14 protein-coding genes are annotated in these 18800 nt (G+C 71.4%); 9 read left to right on the top strand and 5 right to left on the bottom strand.

The window, feature by feature from the left end; genetic code table 11:
- Nucleotides 1–90 precede the first annotated feature (90 nt).
- From JGU66_04430 to JGU66_04415, 4 genes are all read right to left on the bottom strand, one after another.
- Nucleotides 91–531 carry a biopolymer transporter ExbD gene (locus JGU66_04430; protein MBJ6759998.1) on the bottom strand — a complete coding sequence of 147 codons (441 nt, stop codon included), beginning with the start codon at nt 529–531 and terminating at the stop codon, nt 91–93.
- A gap of 3 nt (nt 532–534) precedes the next feature.
- Nucleotides 535–1248: a MotA/TolQ/ExbB proton channel family protein gene (locus JGU66_04425; GenBank protein ID MBJ6759997.1), complete on the bottom strand. Its 714-nt coding sequence runs from the start codon at nt 1246–1248 to the stop codon at nt 535–537.
- 181 nt (nt 1249–1429) lie between these two features.
- A complete protein-coding gene (locus tag JGU66_04420; GenBank protein MBJ6759996.1) occupies nt 1430–2254 on the bottom strand; it encodes a helix-turn-helix transcriptional regulator in 825 nt (274 codons plus the stop codon).
- A gap of 9 nt (nt 2255–2263) precedes the next feature.
- The gene (locus JGU66_04415) at nt 2264–3238 is read right to left on the bottom strand and encodes an aldo/keto reductase family protein (protein MBJ6759995.1); all 975 of its coding nucleotides are present in this window, start codon (nt 3236–3238) and stop codon (nt 2264–2266) included.
- 148 nt (nt 3239–3386) lie between these two features.
- Here JGU66_04415 and JGU66_04410 point away from each other — a divergent pair, with 148 nt between their 5' ends.
- The 9 genes from JGU66_04410 to JGU66_04370 are packed head-to-tail and all read left to right on the top strand — an operon-like array spanning nt 3387 to nt 17375.
- A complete protein-coding gene (locus tag JGU66_04410; GenBank protein ID MBJ6759994.1) occupies nt 3387–5012 on the top strand; it encodes a hypothetical protein in 1626 nt (541 codons plus the stop codon).
- A gap of 18 nt (nt 5013–5030) precedes the next feature.
- Nucleotides 5031–6029 carry an AAA family ATPase gene (locus JGU66_04405; GenBank protein MBJ6759993.1) on the top strand — a complete coding sequence of 333 codons (999 nt, stop codon included), beginning with the start codon at nt 5031–5033 and terminating at the stop codon, nt 6027–6029.
- A complete protein-coding gene (locus JGU66_04400) occupies nt 6022–7803 on the top strand; it encodes a hypothetical protein (protein ID MBJ6759992.1) in 1782 nt (593 codons plus the stop codon). Before JGU66_04405 ends, JGU66_04400 begins: the two co-directional genes overlap by 8 nt.
- Nucleotides 7800–8783 (top strand): ABC transporter ATP-binding protein, encoded by a 984-nt coding sequence (locus JGU66_04395; protein ID MBJ6759991.1) that lies wholly within the window; start codon nt 7800–7802, stop codon nt 8781–8783. Before JGU66_04400 ends, JGU66_04395 begins: the two co-directional genes overlap by 4 nt.
- 26 nt (nt 8784–8809) lie before the next feature.
- The gene (locus JGU66_04390; GenBank protein ID MBJ6759990.1) at nt 8810–10288 is read left to right on the top strand and encodes an ABC transporter permease; all 1479 of its coding nucleotides are present in this window, start codon (nt 8810–8812) and stop codon (nt 10286–10288) included.
- Between the two features lie 8 nt (nt 10289–10296).
- Entirely contained in the window at nt 10297–11145 is an 849-nt protein-coding gene (locus JGU66_04385) for a DUF58 domain-containing protein (protein ID MBJ6759989.1), read from the top strand.
- The gene (locus JGU66_04380) at nt 11142–12872 is read left to right on the top strand and encodes a VWA domain-containing protein (GenBank protein MBJ6759988.1); all 1731 of its coding nucleotides are present in this window, start codon (nt 11142–11144) and stop codon (nt 12870–12872) included. Before JGU66_04385 ends, JGU66_04380 begins: the two co-directional genes overlap by 4 nt.
- A 13-nt stretch (nt 12873–12885) precedes the next feature.
- Entirely contained in the window at nt 12886–15642 is a 2757-nt protein-coding gene (locus JGU66_04375; protein MBJ6759987.1) for a VWA domain-containing protein, read from the top strand.
- A gap of 20 nt (nt 15643–15662) precedes the next feature.
- Nucleotides 15663–17375 (top strand): hypothetical protein, encoded by a 1713-nt coding sequence (locus JGU66_04370; protein ID MBJ6759986.1) that lies wholly within the window; start codon nt 15663–15665, stop codon nt 17373–17375.
- Nucleotides 17376–17383: 8 nt separating this feature from the next.
- Here JGU66_04370 and JGU66_04365 read toward each other — a convergent pair whose 3' ends face one another.
- Complete coding sequence (locus JGU66_04365) at nt 17384–18694, bottom strand: hypothetical protein (protein ID MBJ6759985.1); 1311 nt, start codon at nt 18692–18694, stop codon at nt 17384–17386.
- Between the last annotated feature and the right edge of the window lie 106 nt (nt 18695–18800).

Genomic DNA, 18800 nt, shown 5'->3' with positions numbered 1-18800 from the left:
GAGATGAGCAGGAACGCGACGACCCCGCGCGTGGCGCGGTCGCGGGGCTGCAGGGGAGCGTCGAGGACCGCCTGACTCATGACGTGCGCCTCAGGGCGTGGCGGGCGCGGCCGCGGGGACGGGGGCCACGTCCTTCTCGATGTTGAGGGCGAACTTGGCGATGCCCTGGCCCTTCACCACGTCGATGAGCCGCATCACCCGGCCGTACGGGATGGACTGATCCGCGCTGATGATGGCGCGCGTCTCCTTGTCCTTCGCCACCGCCTCGGCCACCTTGCGAGACAGGTCCGCCTCGTTCACCTCGGCGCCGTCGAAGAAGAACTTCCCGTCCTTGTCGAGCACCACGTTGACCAGGCCCTGCACCGTCTCGCCGCCGTTGGCCGCGCGGGGCAGGTCCACCTCCACCGTCTCGCGGACGATGAAGTTGGCGGTCACCATGAAGATGATGAGCAGCACCAGCACCACGTCCACCAGCGGGGTGACGTTGATGCCCGTGATTTCCTCGTCGTTGTCAGACGCTCCGCCGGCCATGGGCTACCGACCTTCCGCGGCGCGAGCGGGGGCGGAGGCGGACTTGCCTCCCTCGGCGCGCAGGGCCCCGACGAGCGCGTGGCCCAGGGCGTTGGTGCGGCTGGTGAGCGTCTTGAGCTGACGGTTGAAGACGTTGAAGGCGACCACCGCGGGGATGGCCACCGCGAGGCCCACGGCCGTGGCGACGAGCGCCTCGGAGATGCCGGCCATCACGGTCTGCTGGATGGCGGCGCCCTTCACGTTGATGGCGCCCAGGTCGTGGAAGGCCTTGATGATGCCGAGCACCGTGCCGAACAGACCGATGAACGGCGCGTTGTTGCCCAGCGTGCCCAGGAGCGACAGGAAGCGCTCGTACTGGGGCCGCTCGCGCGCCACGGTGGACGCGATGACCTGCTCCACGGTGTCCGCGCCCCGGTCCGAGGAGGCGAGGCCCTCGCGGATGACGGCGGCCTCCATGCCACTCTTGCCCGCGATGGCGGTGCGCACGGCCTCGAACTCGCCGCGCGCCAGCCGCAGGGCCAGCTCCTCCGAGTTGGGCAGCCGGTGCCGCGCGAAGAAGACGGCGCGCTCCAGCATCACCGCGATGGACATCACCGACAGGACGACGAGCAGCCAGAGGACCCACTCTGCGCTGGTGAGGGTGACGCCGAGCAGCTTGCTGCTGAGCCAGCCGACCTGGGGTTGGCCCGCCTGGGCCAGGATGAAGAGGGACGTCATGGAGGCCTGTGTGAGGGTGGGGTTGCCCAACGCGCGCGCGAATCTCTTGTTCCTGAGAGACCAAAAGTCAAATGGAACGGCGCTGGGGGAGCGGGTCCTTCCGCGGCGCGGGGCGGACGGGGAGGCGGATGTCGGATGGACCACGTCCGGACGTGCCTGGAGTCCAGGGTAGGGCGGAACGTCAGGGGTCGGGCAGGGCCTGCACCTGGACGCGGGGGCTGCGCTCGCGGAGCACCGAGGGTGGGGTGCCATACATGCGCTGGAAGGTACGCGTCAGGTGGGCCGCGTCCGAGAACCCCGCCGCGTGCGCCGCGACGCTGGGAGGCTGGCCCGCGGCGATGGCGCCCGCCGCGCGCTGGAGCCGAAGCCACAGCAGATAGGGGCGCGGAGGGACGCCCACGGACTCGGTGAAGGCGTGCATCAGCCGCCCTGGGGACAGGCCCGCGATGCGGGCGAGTGCCTCCAGGGAGGTGTCCTCGGGCGCGGGCTCTCGGCGCAGGTAGCGCAGCAGGCGGCGCACGCGCGGATGCATGCGCCGGGGCGAGGCGTGGGGTTGCGTCGCGAGCGCGTCCACCGTCGCCCGCATCCAGCGGGACACGGCATCGGGAGCGAGCGGTCCCGGCGCGGCCAGCTCGCCGAGCAGGGCATCGCGCTGGGCGGCATCGAAGGTGCGCACGGGGTGGCCCGCGAGCACGCCGAGGAGTCGCTCGCCATCCTGGCTCTCGGGCTCCACGAAGAAGAGGAGCATTTCGGTGCCGCGCGCGTCGAGCGCGTGTGTCACGTCTGGACCCACGAGCACCGCCGCCGCGCGCTCCGGCGTCGCTGCGCCCTCTCGTTGGATCGCGAGCGTGCCCTCGCGGCACACCGCCAGGTGCAGGGCATGGTGCGCGTGCGCGTGCGACTGCTCACCCGGCCCCCACATCGTGAGCGCGGCGGGCCAGAGCACCAGGGGCAGGTTCGCGAGTCCGGCGCGGGACTCGGGGGGCGACGCGTGGGGAAGCAGCATGGCGCGCGGCTACTGCGGGGGGGCGGTGCGCACGATGGCGGGGCCGAGCACCGTGTCGATGCGCTGGCGCACCTCCGCGTCCAGCTTCACGCCGCTGGCCTTCACGTTGTCGTGCACCTGCTCGGGGCGCGACGCGCCGATGATGGCCGAACTCACGCTCGGGTTCTGGAGCACCCACGCGACCGCGAGCTGCGCCATGGTGAGGCCCGCATCCTTCGCGATGGGCTGGAGCTGCTGCACGCGGGTGAGCACGTCGTCGGTGAGGAAGTGCCCGATGAAGCCCGCGCCCTTCGAGTCGCGCGCGCGGCTGCCCGCGGGAGGCGGCTGGCCCGGGCGGTACTTGCCCGTGAGCACGCCCTGCGCGAGCGGGGACCAGACAATCTGCCCCATCCCCTCCGCGTCCGAGACGGGGATGACCTGCGACTCAATCACCCGCCAGAGCATGGAGTACTGCGGCTGATTGGAGATGAAGGGGATGCGCAGCTCGCGGGCCAGCTTCGCGCCGGCGTGGATCTGCTCCGCGGTCCACTCCGAGACGCCGATGTAGAGCGCCTTGCCCTGGCGCACGATGTCCGCGAAGGCGAGCATCGTCTCCTCCAGCGGCGTGGTCGGGTCATAGCGGTGGGCCTGATAGAGGTCCACGTAGTCCGTCTGGAGCCGGCGCAGCGAGCCATCGATGGACTCGAGGACGTGCTTGCGGGACAGGCCCCGGTCATTCTTCCCCGGGCCCGTGGGCCAGAAGACCTTGGTGAACAGCTCGTAGCCGGCGCGGCGCTCGCCCTTGAGCGCGCGGCCGAGCACCGACTCCGCCTTCGTGTCCGCGTACACGTCCGCCGTGTCGAACGTGGTGATGCCCACGTCGAGGGCCGCGCGCACGCACGCGAGGGCGGCGTCCTCCTCGACCTGGTTCCCATGGGTCAACCAGTTGCCGAAGGAGATCTCGCTGACGACGAGCCCACTGCGTCCAAGGTGGCGGAAGTTCATGGGGGCACGTTAGCGACGGGCACGAGAAGACGCACGGGTCTGTCGGACCTCTCGGCATCGCGAGCGACCGCTCCAGGGCCACCTTCGACCGCTCCCCCTCCCATCGCTTGTCGCGCCCGGGCGAGTGTCCGACACTGCCGGCCCACGCATGGCAGCCAGCGAAGAACGTCGACTTCAGGCCTTGGTGCTCGCGCCCGTGCGGCGCGTGCGGCGGCGACTCAACGCGGAAGTCTGGCTGGAGCGGGGCGTGGCTCCCGCGTGGGCCGTGGCCACCGCGTGCGTGCTCGTCCGGATGGGGTTTCCCCGCGCGCCCGGGTGGGCGGTGCTTCCGCTGGCGGCGGTGGGGCTGTGGGCCTGGGTCGTGCGGGCCCGCTCTCAAAGCGTCTCGCTGGAGCACGCGGCGGTGCTCGCGGACCGCTCGGCGGGGGCCTCGGGGTTGTTGCTCACGCGACTGGAGCGCTCCGTGGGGGAGTGGGAGCTGGCGGCCAACCAGCTGGCCCGCGCGGTGAAACTCCCGCCGATTCGCTGGCGGCGGCCCGTGGCCGCGCTGCTCGGGGCGGTGCTGTTCGCCGGGGTGGGGCACCTGCTGCCTCGGCCCGTGGCGAAGGAGACGCGCATCAACGCCGCCGCCGCGACCCAGGTGGCCGCCGTGCAGGCTCAGGCCGAGGCGCTGGCCCGCGAGGAGCCGCTGGGCGCGAACGTGGAAGAGGAGCTGCGTCGGCTCTCGGAGGAGGTTTCGGAGGGGCGCTTCGACGCCGCCGATTGGGAGGCCACCGATGCGCTGTCGCAGCGACTGGCCGAGCGCGCCGCCGAGGCCGCCGCCCAGCTCGCCCGCGCCGCGGAGGCGGCTCGTGAGCTGGAGGATGCGCTGGGGCCGGCGGGAAACGCCGAGGCCGTGACCCGAGAGCGGGAGGCCTTGGAGCAGGCCCTGATGGAGCTCGACCGGAACGCGCAGGGGCAGGGCGACTCGAAGAACGGCGCGCAGTCGGGAACGGAGCAAGCCGCGGAGGCGTCGAACGCGGGGGCTCAGGGCTCGGAGCAGGGCGCGTCGGGAACGCAGCAGGGCGCCGAGGCGTCGAACTCGGGAGCGCGGGGCTCGGAGCAGGGCGCGAACTCGGGGGCTCAGGGGGCGGAGCAACAGGAGGGGCGACCCTCGGAATCTGGGGAGGCGGGGTCGCACTCGGCGCAGGCGCGTGCGAAGGCCGCGGGGAACCCCACGCAGATTTCGGACCTGCGTCGTGCGTTGGCTCAGCGTCAGGCTTCGCTGGAGCGCCAGTTCGGAAACTCGCCGTCGGAGCGCCCGGAAGGCGCTTCGTCCGAGGCCCAGCGCGAGGCTCGCGCGGCGTCGGGACAAGGGTCGCGGTCGCAGTCGTCGTCCTCGGCGAATGGCTCGCCTCAACAGGGGGCGGGTCACTCTCAGAACGGGCAGGGACGGCCCATCACCGACGGCGACCATCTGAGTCGTCATGTGCGGTCGGGGAACGGGGGCGCCTCGTCGGAGGATGGGACCGGCGAGACACCCTTGGCCTTCGGCGGTTCGGCGGAGATGGACCCGAGGCGCCTGGCTTTCGAGCCCCTGCCTGCGGGTCACGGCGGCGAGGCCGGTGAGGTATGGGGGCTGCGCTCAGGAGATGCGCGTCCTCGTGAGGGCGCGGCGGCAGCAGGGGGCTCGCGGGGGACGGGCGCGCGGGGCGAGGCGACGGCCGGACCCGGCGCGACGCCGCTCCTGCCGCGCAACCGCGAGCTGGTGAAGCGGTACTTTGGTGGCGAGTAGTCCAAAAGGGGAGATGACGTGGCAGCCGAGCTACTCAGTCCAGGCGAAGTCCAAGAGGCGGTGGGGGCCGTGGCTCGCCTTCAGGAGGGCCTCAATCAGGTGATGCTCGACCAGCCGGCGGTCGTCGAGCAGGTGGTGGTGGCGGTGCTCGCGCGCGGCCACGTGCTGCTGGAGGGTCTGCCGGGCCTGGGCAAGACGGAGCTGTGCAAGGCGTTGGCGCGGCTGCTCGCGCTGCCCTTCCGCCGCATCCAGTTCACCCCGGACCTCTTGCCCGGCGACATCACCGGCACGTACGTGCTGGAGGGCGAGTCACGCCGCGAGCTGGTCTTCCGCGAAGGCCCGCTGTTCGCCAGCCTCGTGTTGGCGGATGAGATCAACCGCTCCAGTCCCAAGACGCAGTCCGCGCTGCTGGAGGCGATGCAGGAGCGTCGCGTGACGGTGCTCGGCCAGACGCGCCCGCTGCCCGAGCCCTTCTTCGTGCTCGCCACGCAGAACCCTATCGAGTTGGAGGGCACCTATCCCCTGCCAGAGGCCCAGCTCGACCGCTTCCTGTTCCGCATCCAGGTTCCCTCCGTGGGCGCGAAGACGCTGCGCGCGCTGCTCACCACGCGCGTGCGCGGCGCGCCGCCCGAGCTGTCTCCCGTGCTGGATGGACCGGGCCTGGAGCGGCTGTTCGCGGCGGTGGACCGCGTGCATCTGCCGGGGCCGGTGGCGGACTTCATCGGGCGATTGGTGGAGGCGAGCGACCCTCGGCAGCCGAGCGCTCCCGAGCCGGTGCGGCGCTTCGTGCGCTATGGCGCGAGCCCGCGCGCCGCGCTGGCCATGGCCGCGGCGGGACGCGCGCTCGCGCTGCTCAATGGGCGGCCCAACGTGGGCTTCGATGACGTGGTGGCCGCGGCCCCCGCCGTGCTCAACCACCGGCTGGTGCTCGCGTATGAGGCCTCGCTGGAGAAGGTGTCCTCACAGGACGTGGTGAGCGCGCTGCTCCAGGCGATCCCCGAGGTCCCGCGTGACTAGCGTGCTGACGGCGCTGGCGCTGGCGACGCTCCTGACGGCGAACGCAGCCCCGGCGGTCGACGACGTGGCCGCCCCGGCGGTCGAGGCGGTCGACGCGGCTGCTGAGGCGGCCGACGTGGCCGACGTGGCCGCTGACGACGAGGCAACGGGGCCCGGCGGCTATCGCGACGTGTCCGAGTCCATGCTCGTGCTCATGGACGAGGCGGTCCATGCGAGCGTGCAGAGCGGCGCGCTGATGGCGCGGTTCGGGTGCACGCCGTTGCAGGTCTCGCTGGAGAACCACTCGTCGGTGGCGCGCTCGCTTCAGCTCTCCTTCGAGTCGAGCGAGGCCGGGGGCCGTGTCGCCACGATGGCGTTGAGTCTGGCGCCTCGACAGCGACTGGTGACCCACCTGCTCATCCCCGCGGGGATCCAGTCGGGCTCGGTGCTGCTGGAGGGGGAGGGCCTCAACATCGGGCGGCAAGGCATCTACCTGGACAATTCCGGCTCGACGCTGGGCGTCCTCGTGTTGGGCTCGCAGAAGGAGTTCGAGCTCACCACCGCGCTGGCCCGCTCGGGGTCGAGCCAGTCTCCGTTGATGGAGGTCCGGTTCATGGACCCCACGATCGCGCCCCATCCGCTCGCCGCCTATCTGGGGTACGGCACCGTGATGGTCGCCGCGCCGCCCGACAAGGTGAGTGGCGAGGTGTGGACCGCGCTGGAGACCTACGCCGCCGCGGGCGGCAACCTGGTCATCGCTCAGGCTCCGCGAGACGTGGCGACGCGATTCCCCATGGACCGGCTGTCCAACGCGGAGCCGCTCTATGCCTTCGGGCAGGTCCACGTCTGCAACACCACGGCGAAGGACTGCGCCCATGCTCTCCAGATGGGCTCGCATGAGCTGGACGGACCGGTGATGCCCGTGGGGCTCGCGCAGCGCTGGGAGCGCGACCGGCAGATGCTCAGCAACGGTGAGCGCCCCTTGCTGTCGAGCGCGCGGGCTCCGGTGGGGCACTTCCTGTTCTTGATGGTCCTCTTCACCGCGGTGGTCGGGCCGGGCTCGCTGCTGCTGGCCCGGCGCAAGGGGCCGGTCGCGGTGTTGATCGCCGTGCCCTCGGTGGCGCTCGTCACGTGTGTGGCCCTGGTCATCTGGTCCGTGCTGGTGGAGGGCTTCTCCGTGCACGCGGCGCGCTACAGCCTCACCTGGTTGGACCGGGAGCGCTCGCGCGCCATCACCGTGGGCCTGGGCGCCTGGTACGCGAACCTGCCCCTGGATTCGTTCGAGCTGCCCGCCACGAGCGTGCTGATCGCACCGGATGATGGCGAGCGCTCGGGGTTGGAGCTGGATTGGTCGCACGGCCTCGCGGTTCGCTCGGGCTTCCTTCCCTCGCGCACCTATCGCGAGTGGGGCGAGGTGGCGGTCGTGCCCTCGCGGGCGCGGCTGCGAGTCCGTCGTGAAGGCTCGGACCTCATCGTCCAGAACGCGCTGGGTGGACCCTTGATGGGTGGGGCGGTGCGGATGGCGGGCGCGCTCTGGACGTTGCCGACGCTCGCGGAGGGCGCGGAGGGCAAGGCCACGCCTCGGGACGAGCGGGCGCAGATGGACTGGGGCTTCCCCGAGGCCGCCGGAAACCGCTTCCCGCGGAGCCTGTTGCTGTTCAGTGATCCACCCGTTGACGGGGAGTTCGTGGCGCGGCTGAGCGGCTTGGGGCCCGCGCCCACCGCGACGCTGAACGTGGCGTTGGAGTCCTCGGGCCATGTCGTCCGGGGCAAGGTGGACGAGGGGCGGCCATGAGCTTGCTGGAAGTCAGAAACCTGTGCCGCGACTACGGGACGCTGCGCGCGGTGGACGACGTGTCCTTCCGCCTGGAGGCGGGCAGCATCCTCGGGTTCATCGGACCGAACGGCGCGGGAAAGAGCACGACCCTGCGCATCCTGGCGACGCTGGACGTGCCGTCCTCGGGCGAGGTGCTGCTGGATGGCACGTCGCTGGTGGATGCGCCGGACAAGGCCCGGCCGCTCATCGGCTACATGCCGGACCGGTACGGCACCTATGACGACGTCACCGTGGCCGAGTTCCTCGACTTCTTCGCACGGGCCTACGGCCTGAAGGGCGCGCAGCGCACGGCGCGAGTGTCCTCGGTGATGGAGTTCACCGGGCTCACGCCGCTGGCGGGCAAGCTGACCACGGCCCTGTCCAAGGGCATGCGTCAGCGCGTGGCGTTGGGGCGCACGCTGCTCCACGACCCGAGGCTCTTGCTCCTCGACGAGCCCGCGGATGGGTTGGATCCGCGCGCCCGCATCGAGCTGCGCGAGCTGCTGCGCGCGCTGGCGGACCAAGGCAAGGCGGTCATCATCTCCAGCCACATCCTCACGGAGCTGGCGGAGATCTGCGACACCTGCGCCATCATCGAGCAAGGGCGCCTGCTGACCACGGGCAAGGTGCAGGACCTGCTGCACCCGGCGACGGAGGCGGCGGCCTCGGTGGAGTTGTCGCTGCGGCTGGCGGTGGAGCGAGACGCGGATGCGGAGTGGGCGCGAGCCGAGCGGTTGCTCCTGGAGCAGCCGCGCGTGACGAAGGTGGTCCGCGACGGTCAGGCGCTGCGCGTCCGCGTGGAGCTGGCGGCACAATCGAGTCCCGCTGAACTCGACGCGGCCTGCGCGGTGCTGCTCTCCGCGCTGATCTCCGCGGGGCTGCCGGTGTGCGCGTTCAGCCCGCGCGAGCGCAACCTGGAAGATGCCTTCATGACAGTGACGAAGGGGAGGGTCGCGTGAGCGCGCCCGTGATTCCCGCCGCGGAGCTGACACCCTCGGCGCCGGCAACCGCGTCCGTGCCGAGCGAGCCCTGGTGGGTGCGTTGGGGCGATCGCCTCAACCCCCTGGTGGTGAAGGAGGTTCGCCAGGGCCTGCGCACGCGGGTCTTCTGGGTGTGCTTCGCCCTGATGTTGCTGGCGTGCTTGTGCCTGTCGCTGGCGGCGTACCTGCAGCTGCGCGACTCCGCGGTGTCTCAGCAGGGACGCACGTTCTTCTACGCGTTCTTCTTCTGCCTCGCGGTGGCGCACTTCTTCATCATCCCGTACAGCGCCTACCGCTCGTTGGCGCGGGAGCGTGAGGACGAGACGTGGGTGCTCCTGGTGCTGACGGGGCTGGGCCCGCGCCGGATTCTCCGGGGCAAGGTGGCCTCGTATCTGGTGCAGGCGGGGCTGTACGCCTCGGCGGCGGGGCCGTTCCTGCTCTTCAGCTACTACCTCAACGGCATCGACCTCCTCACCATCCTGTTCGTGCTCGGGCTGGCCGCAACGTGGCTCGTGTTCCTCACGGTGGTGTCCGTCTGCGCCGCGACGTTGGCGGACAGCCGAGTGGGGCGCGCCTTCATGCACTTCGCGCTGCTGGGGGGGCTGGGCGCTTCGCTCGTGACGGCGCTGACGTCCGCCTACGGGATGATCGAGCACACCGGCCGATGGATGGGCGACACGGAGTTCCTCGTCGTCGTGGGCATCTGTCTGTGGGTGATGATGTCGTACGGCTGGCTGTTGTTCGAGGCGTCCGCGGCGAGGCTGTCGTTGCCCACGGAGAACTACACGCTCGGGCCGCGCCGGGCGGTGGTGCTTCAGAGCGCCTTGTCCCTGCTGTGCGTCACCTGTGGGTGGCTCTGGAAGGACCAGTCATTCCATGCCGCCGCCTTCGCGGGGGTGATGGGGATGGTCCACCTCGCGGGCATGGGGGTCATCCTCTCCTCCGACGCGGAGGGGCAGGCTCGCGCGCTCCGCGCGGCGACGCGCCCATGGTCTCTCTTCCGACCCGGCGCGGTGCGAGGGTTCCGTCTCTCGCTCGCGCTGCAGGTGGGCTGGACCGCGGTCTGCTTCGTGCTGACGCAATCCTCCTCGGGCTCGGAGTCGCGCATCGTGGAGTTCAGCCGCGCGCTGGGGGCCATGCTGTCGTACAGCGTGCTCTATCTCTCCGTGGCCCTCTTGCTCAGTCGCTGGGTGTCGCCGGAGCGCTTCAGCAGGTCGGCCGCGGTGCGACTGGTCTTCTTCTGCGTGGTGGCGCTGGGGGGCGCGGTGCCGCCCGTCGTGGCCTCGCTGATGGACCTGTCCTCGGACGACCCGATGTTCAACCTGCTCAACCCCTTCATCGGAGCGAAGAACTTCTCGGAGTACTCGAACATCGATGTGCTGCCCAACTCCATGCTCGCGTGCGTGGGGCTCTTGGCGGTGCTGGCCGCATTCTGCGCGGACCGGATGCTGGTGGATCGTGAGCGGCGGGTCCACGCGTCGTGAGCATTCGGATGGACGAAGCCGAGGTGGCGACGCTCGGCCCGGGGTTGACCCTGGCGCTGCCTCGGGGACCTCACCGGGGTCGCGTGGGTGAGGTGCGGGCCGCGTCGGCGGGCAGCTCGCTGGAGCTGCATGACTTCCGTGCGTACCAGCCCGGAGATGACCTGCGTCAGGTGGACTGGAACGCGGTGGCGCGCACCGGAGATTTGATTCTGCGCGTGCGCCAGGACGAGGTGTCGCCGCGTCTGGAAGTGGTGGTGGACGGCTCGCGCAGCATGGCGCTGTCCGCGTCCAAGGAGGCGCGAGCGCGCGAGGTGGCGCTGCTGACCACGGACGTGGGCGCTCGGCAGGGTCTCTCTCCCACGCTGTGGGTGGCGGGCGCCCGGGCGGAGCGAGTGCAGGGCGGGGCCTGTCGCAGCGCGCTGCGGACCTCGGAGTTCGATGCGCGAGATGACCTGTCCGCCGCGCTGGCGCGACTGCCGCCGCTTCGGCCGTGTGGCGTGCGCGTGGTGGTGAGCGACTTCCTCGTCGAGGTGGACCTGGGCGCGCTGTGCTCGCGATTCGCGCGGGGCGCATCGGCGCTGTTCCTGGTTCAGGTGTTGGACGCGGAGGATCTGGATCCTTCGGGTGGTGAGGGCGCGCGGCTGGTGGACGCGGAGAGCGGTGCGGCGCTGGAGGAGCTGCTGACCGAGTCGGTGCTCGCGGCCTATGCCCGTCGCTTCGCTGCGCATCAGCGAGCCCTGCGGGCCGCGGCTCAACGCGCGCGCGCGACGCTGCTGACCGTGAGCGCGGCGGATCCGTTGGGTGCATCGGTGGCGGGACCGTTGCGCGCGCTGTTCGTGCCCGGAGGTGGCGCGTGAACTTCGGCGCGCCGTGGGGCTTGTTGGCGCTCGGGGCGCTCGCGCCGCTGGTGGCGGCGTACTTCCTGCGTCGTCGGCAGAAGCCCGTGGTGGTGAGCGCGCTCTTCTTGTGGCGCACGCCGCGTCCGCGCGCGGAGGCGGGTCCGAGGTGGGAGCGCTTCACGCGCGAACTCTCGCTGCTGCTGGAGGTGCTGGCGGTGGTGGCCGCGGCGCTGTTCCTGTCGGACGTGCAGCTGGGCGAGTCCGCGCGGAAGCGGCACGTCGTGCTCGTGGTGGATGGCAGCCTGTCCATGTCGGCGAGGGGTGCGCAGGGCGACTCGGTGATGGAGCGCGTGCGCCGGGAAGCGGCGAAGCGCGTGGAGTCCGAGTCGGCCACCCACGTGACGGTGCTCGCCAGTGGCGCATCGCCGCGCGTGCTCGCTGGTCCGGAGGTGGAGCCGTCCCGTGCGTTGTCCGCACTGGAGTCCTTCCAGCCGCAGAGCGCGGACCACGATGTTCTGCCCACGCTGCGGTGGGCGCAGGAGCTGGCCGGGCCGGGTGCGCCCGTGCATTTCCTCACGGATGCGGCGCCGGTGGAGGGCTTCGGGGTTCCGGCGACGGTGCGGTGGACGGCGCTGGGTGGGCCTCGGGACAACGTGGCGCTCGTCTCGGCGCAGCGGCGGGATGAGGGGAACACGGCGACGGTGACGCTGCGGGTGGCGCGGTTTGGCGCGGGGCCTTCGACGGTGGACCTGCGGCTGCGCGCGGCGCCTGGGCCTGGGGCTCGCGAGGGCACGGAGCGCGTGGAGCACGTGGCGCTGCCCGAAGAGGGTGCGACCACCGTGCGCCTCACCTTCCAGGGCGCGGGGGACGTGGAGGTGACGCTGCCCGACGACGCGCTGCCCGAGGACGGACACGTCCTCTTGCCGCCCGCCCCCATGGCGCCGCTGGTCGTGGGGCTCGTGCCAGGGCTGGGGCCCGCCGAGCGCGCGGCGTTGGATCGCTTCCTGGCGGTGTCTCCCGACGTGGCGCGCGGGAGCTCGGGCCTTGGGATTGCCGACGTGGACGTGGGGCCGCACGGCACGAACGCGAAGGTGACGGTGGGCGCGAGTGGCCCGCTGCGAACGTTCGTCGGTCCCTTCTTCTCCCAGAAGGGGGATGCGCTGCTCGACGACGTGCAGCTCGCGGGCGTGCGCTGGACGGCGGGAGAGAATCCGCCGGGCCGACCGCTCATCGCCGCGGGTGACGCGGTGCTGGTGTCCGAGGAGGAGGGCCGGCTGCACCTCAACCTGGACGTGTCGCGCTCCAACGTGCAGCGCACCACCGCGTGGCCCGTGCTGTGGAGCAACGTGCTGCGCGAAGCAAGGCGAAGGCGCGAAGGCTTCCCGCGTCACCAACTCGCCTTGGGTGAGCCGCTGCCGGTGGTGACGAACCCAGGCCAGCGCTACGCACTGCGCGGACCGTTGGGCACGAAGCCTGTGTTCGGCGCCGGGCCGCTGACCCTGCCTGCTCCCGCCGCGCCGGGCCGCTACGTGCTGGAGCGCGACGGCGACGCGGTGGACGCGACCGAGGTCCTGGCGCTGGATGCCCGTGAGTCCGACTTGCGCGGTCGCGGCAGCGTGGACCTCGCCGCGAAAGAGACGCGCGGTTCCTCGGACACGGGGGCGACTTCGGGGCGCGCGCGCTGGCCGCTGTGGTTGCTGTTGGCGGCGCTGCTGGCGGACTTCTACGTCACGAGGCGCACGTGAGGCGGGCGGGCCGATGACCTTCACTCTTCCCCAAGCGTGGATCCTGCTGCTGCCGCTCGGACTCTTCCTGTGGCGCTACGGTCGCCGTCCGGGAGCGCCCCAATGGCTGCGGGCCGTGTTGCTGGTGCTCGCGGTGGGCGCCCTGTCTGGGCCCGAGCTGCGCTTCGCGGACGCGGGCAGCGACGTGGTGGTCGTGGTGGACCGCTCGCGCTCCATGCCGTCCGACGTGGACCGGACCGCGCAGGAACTCGTGTCGCTGGTCGAGTCCCAGCGCCGTCCGGGGGACCGCCTGGGCGTGGTCACCTTCGGTCGCGAGGCGCACGTGGAGAAGGCGCTCACGGACCCTGGGCACCTCGGCGGATTCTTGCGGCCCGTGGACGCGGAGGCCTCGGACCTGTCCGCCGCGCTCGATGCCGCGGGCGGGTTGATTCCGGAGGAGCGGGCGGGGCGCGTGCTCGTCATCTCGGATGGGCGGGCCACCGGCGCGGATGCGCGAGGCGCGGCACGGCGGCTCGCCGCGCGTGGCATCGCGGTGGACTACCGTCAGGTCTCTCGGCCCGAGGCGCCGTTGGATGTCGCGGTCGTCTCGCTGGATGTTCCGCCCTCGGTCTCCGTGCGCGAGCCGTTCCAGTTCTCCGCCGTCGTGCACGCCACCGCCGCGGTCACCGCCACCGTGCGGTTGGAGCGCGATGGTCGGCCGTTGGTGAAGGGACCATTCTCCCTCGTGCCAGGGGCGAACGTGTTGTCCTTGCGCGACCTCGTCGAGGAGCCAGGGCTCGCGCGCTATCGGCTCGTGGTGGAGGCCCCTGGCGACACGGTGGTGGAGAACGATCGGGGCCTCGGTGTGGTTCGCGTGGAGGGACCTCCGCGCGTGTTGCTGCTCACGCACCAGCCCGGCGGCACGCTGGCGCGCGCGCTCACCGCGTCAGGGATGAACGTGAGCGTGCGGACGCCGTTCGTCGTGTCGCTCGATGACCTGGATGGCGTGGGCTCGGTGGTGCTGGAGAACGTGGACGCGAACGCGCTGGGGGAGCGCGGGCTGAACGCGCTCGCGACGTTCGTGGATCAGCTCGGGGGCGGGCTGGTGATGACGGGCGGGCGTGAGAGCTTCGGCGAGGGCGGCTACCGGAAGTCACCCGTCGAGCCCCTATTGCCCGTGTCGCTGGAGCTGCGCGAGGAGCAGCGCCGGGCCGCCGTGGCGCTGAGCGTACTCATGGATTGCAGTTGCTCCATGGGCGCCACCGTCCCGGATGGGCGCACGAAGATGGAGGTGGCCGCGGAGGGCGTGGTCGGCGCGCTGACGTTGCTCAACAAGCAGGACGAGGCCTCCGTGCTGATGGTCGACACGGAGCCCCACGTCATCTTTCCGATGAAGCGCGTGGAAGAGGGGCTGCCCGTGGGCAAGGTCGCGCGCGGCTTCAGCGGGGGCGGCGGCATCTACGTGGGCGAGGCCCTGCGCGCGGGCAAGGAGCAGATATTGAGCAGCGACAAGGCGACGCGGCACGTGCTGCTCTTCGCGGACGCCTCGGACTCGACCAACCCCGAGGACTACCAGCGCGTCCTCTCGGACCTGCGCTCGCGCAACGTCACCGTGTCCGTCATCGGGCTGGGGACGGCGAAGGACTCGGACGCGGCGCTGCTGCGCGAAGTGGCTCAGCGCGGAGGTGGACGCATCTACTTCGCCGAGGACGCGCTCAGCCTTCCGCGCATCTTCAGTCAGGAGACCATCGCGGTCGCGCGCGCCACCTTCATGGACGAGCCCACGTCGATGGAGGCGGCTCCGGACCTGTCCTTGCTGGGCCCGCTGCCCACGCAAGGGCTGCCGCAGTTGGGGGGCTACAACCTCACGTACTTGAAGCCGCGCGCGAACGTGGCGCTGCGCACGCTCGATGACAGCAGCGCGCCCGTGCTGGCGCTCTGGTCGCGAGGCGCGGGTCGCGTGGTGGCGTTCACCGCGGAGGTGGATGGTCCGTACACCGGCGAGCTGCGCGAGTGGAGTTCCCTGCGCCCCACGCTGGAGGCGATGGTGCGCTGGACGCTGGGCGGTGGTGCTCCCGCGAGCCAGTCCGTGGTGCGCTCCGAGCGGCGCGGCAACCTGCTGCGCGTCACGCTGGACTTGCCCGAGGGAGAGCCGATGCCCGGAGCGAGCCCCACCATGATGCTGGTGTCGGGGGATGGGCGGAGCGCGCCCGTCGAGCAGACCCTGCACTGGGAGGACGAGGACCGCCTCGTCGTCGAAGTCCCGCTGAGCGGCAGTGGCACCTGGTTCCCGTTGGTGAAGCTGGGCGCGCGGGTGCTCCGCGCGCCGCCCGTGGTGCTGCCCTACGCGCCGGAGTTCGAGCCCGGCGGCGTGAAGGAGGGACGCGAGCTGCTGGTCGCGCTGGCGGCCGTGGGCAGTGGCGTGGAGCGTCTGTCCATGACGGGGCTCTTCCAGGATGCCCCCGCGTCGGCGGGGCTCGTCTCGCTGGCGCCGTGGCTGGTGGGGTTGGCGATTGCGGTGCTGCTGGCGGAGGTGACCGTGCGTCGTTTCCTCTCCGGACCACGGCTGCGCAAGGCCGTCCGCGCCACGCCGCCGCGCACCCCGGCCTCGTCTCCAGCGGCAGTGTGGCAAGTGGCCGCGCCGGAGCGCGCGAAGACCCCGGCCGTGCCGAGCGAAGCGCCTACGTCGTCCGAGAAGCCCGCCGCGAGCGAGGCGAAGGCCGCACCGGCCGGCGTGGACTCCGCGCTGGAAGCGGCACGGGCGCGTGCCCGCCGACGCCTGGGACAGTGAGGCCCAAGGAGATTCAAGGTATGACGCCGCCGATGACGGAGTCCCGCTGGACGCGAGTGGCGTGGGGTTGGTTGGGCGGAGCGTTGGTCCTGCTCGCGTTCGAGGCCGCGCGGCTCGCGCTGCACAAGTCCTTCAGCATCGACGAGTTCCAGTACGCGCACTCGGCATGGCTGATGGCGCATGGGCAGGTGCCGTACCGCGACTTCTTCGAGGTGCACCTCCCGCTCGTCTACCAACTCCTCGCGCCGCTGTTCTGGGTGTGGGGGGATGCACCGAGCACGATGCTCGTCCTGCGCGCGGCCATGCTCGTGCCACTGGCGGGCGCGGCGCTGGCCGTCTGGGGCATCAACCGGCGTGAGGGCTCGGTCGCGGCGCTGCTCGCGCCCGTGCTGTTGCTGTCGCTGCCGTCCTACGTCCGGTTCGCCACCGAGGTGCGGCCGGATGCGCTCTCCACCGCGCTGTTTCTCGGCGCGCTGGCGGCGCTGTCGTCGCGCACGCTCGGCAAGGGCGCCTGTTTCTCGTCCGGGGCGCTGCTGGTCGCGGCGGCGTGGGCCTCGCAGAAGGTGCTGTTCCACGGTGGCCTCGTGGGCCTTGTTTCATGGGGGGATGCCGCGTGGCGACGGGGACGTCCTCCGGCGCGGTTGGGCTCGCCTCGGGCCTTCCTCGCGGGCGCGGGGAGTGTGCTGGCGCTGGTCGCCGTGTATCTCACGCTGACGGCGTCCTGGGGCGCGACGTGGCGGTGGTGCTTCGCGTGGGCCGCCGAGCATCAACGCCACTACCCGGGCTTCTCGTGGCGCGACTTCTTCGTGCCGGCCGTGCGCGAGCAGCCGGTGTTCTTCATCTTGGCGGCGCTGGGGTTCGCGCGTGTCGTCTGGACGCTCGTGCGTGAGGGGCCGGCGCGCTGGAGTCATCCGGACGCGGTGCTGGTGCTCGCCGTGCCCGCGACGTTTGGCGCGTACGCGCTCCAGCGCGCGCCGTTCCCGTACAGCCTGTTGCCCTTCCTCGGGGTGTTGGCGCCGTTGGCCGCGCGTGGCGCGATGCTGGCGCTGATGTGGCCGCGCACGCTCGGGCCTCGCATCGAGGCGGCGGTGGGGTTGGGCGCGCTGCTCGCGCTCCAGGCGACGGGCTTGGAGCACTTGCTGGACGGTGGGGACAACGCCCGGCAGCGCGAGGTGCTCGCGCGCATCGGGACGCTCACGAATCCCGAGGACGTCGTCTACGACAACGCGGGCGGCGCGGTGAGTCGTCCGCACGCGCACTTCTATTTCTACACGGACGCGTACCTGCGCGGCTCCATCGCGGAGCAGCTCGCGCGCGAGGTGCCCGAGGCCCTGGTGTCTCGCGGCTGCGTGCTGCGCGTGGACGACCTGCGCACCCCGGGCCTGCCGCCCACGCTGCGTGCCTTCCTGGACGCGCACTACCAGCCGCTCGATGGCGACCTGTACCTCTGGGGCCAGCGCTACGACGCGTCGGGCGCCGAACCCCTGGAGGACCGCTTCCTCGCCGTGCGTGAGGACCGGTACTTCGTGGAGCCGGCCCAGGTGCTCGCACACGGCACGCTCGTCATCGACGGCGCGCGCGTGACGACCCCGGAGTTCTCGCTGTCCCGGGGCGAGCACACGGTGCGCTACGAGGGGCCCGCCGGACGCTTCCACCTGCTCTGGCTGCCTCGCGACGGCCAGCGCTGGCATCCGCGTCCCGGCGTGCCCGCGACCTTCTCACGCCTCTTCTGAGTCGTTCCTCACGGGCACGGGCGCTGTCCGCCCGCGACCTTGTAGGCGTTCATCTTCTTCGCGAGGTTGCCGTTGTCCGTCTCGGGCGTCGTCTGGCCCAGGGCGCCCGCGCCGAACGCGAAGCCGACCCCGTGCGCGGCGGCCACCTCGTCCGCGTGCGCGAAGAAGTAGTCCACGCGGTTGTCCTTCCAGTGGTTGTCCGTGTTGTTGAGGGACATGTTTCCCAACGGGAGCTGCCACCAGAAGTTCGGCTTGTTGAGGCGCTCGGACACGGCCTTGGCCCACGTGAAGGCCTGACGGAAGTGGGGGAGCTTGGTGTTGTTGGTGTCCCACCACGTGGCCTTGCCTTGCTGCTTCTCGTACCAGCCTGCGTCGCGGTCGGACGCCTCCACGGTGACGAAGTCCATCTCCGTGGCGCCGAGCTGCGAGAGGAAGTCCGCCACCTTGTTCGCCTCGCCCGCCACGTTGAAGGACGCGTTGGTGTTGATGGACACGTCCACCTTGGTGGCCCACGCGCTGGCGTGCAGACCCACCTTCGCGTTCGGCGCGTACTTGCGCGCCATGGCGATCATGCACTTGCTCAGGCCCGCGGCGTTGTTCTCGTGCGAGGCGCAGTCGGTGGGGTTGGCGGCGGCCACCGCCGCGGGCATGGCGCGCGGCGTCCCGTCCGGAGAGAAGAACTGGAGATAGGCCCAGAGGTCCGGCTCGATTTGCAGCAGCACCTGCTCACTGCCCACCTGCTTCAACAGGAAGCGCCAGTCGGCCAGGTAGCGGCGCAGGAAGTTCACGTCGTTGAGCGCGGCGAGCTGGGCCTGGCCCTCGGTGTAGCCGCTGGCCTGGAACTCCTCGTAGTAGGTGATGAAGGGAATCTGGTGGTTGCCGCGCGCGGTCTTGATGAAGTCGCGCACGTAGGCGCCTGGAGGGTCCTGGTCCCACTGCCAGCAGCCCCACCAACCGCACGCCCCGCCCGCGCACGAGGTGCCCGCCGCGGTGCAGCCGGACGCGCACGACGTGCAGGCGTCCTTCGAGTCGAAGATGCCCGCCGCGACGTACAGGTAGCGCAGGTCGAAGGGCGCCGCCTTCGCGGTGGCGTCCTCCATCTGCGCGCCCACAATCAACCGGTCCTTGCCGAGCTGCGAGAGGAAGCGCGACTCCATGCAGCCCGAGGGCTGCGTGCCACCGTCCGTCGGGTTCTCCGTGCCACCGTCGGTATTGGGATTGGGCTCCGTCGGTCCCGGGTCGGAGCAGCCGGCCAGCACCACCAGCCCGAGCACGAGACACAGCCACGGCTTCTGTCGAGAGATTGAGGAGGTCCGCATGGTTGCCGTGCACGCTACCCCGGCTTTGTGACGCCGACGCGGCAATGGCACCCAAGGGCAGCGAGTGTTCGCCGCGCTCCGTCTCATGAGCAGACATTTCGTCTGT

The organism is Myxococcaceae bacterium JPH2, assembly GCA_016458225.1.
Classification (GTDB): domain Bacteria; phylum Myxococcota; class Myxococcia; order Myxococcales; family Myxococcaceae; genus Citreicoccus.
Note: the sequence above shows the minus strand (reverse complement) of the source record. Positions and strands in the feature narration are given on the sequence as shown.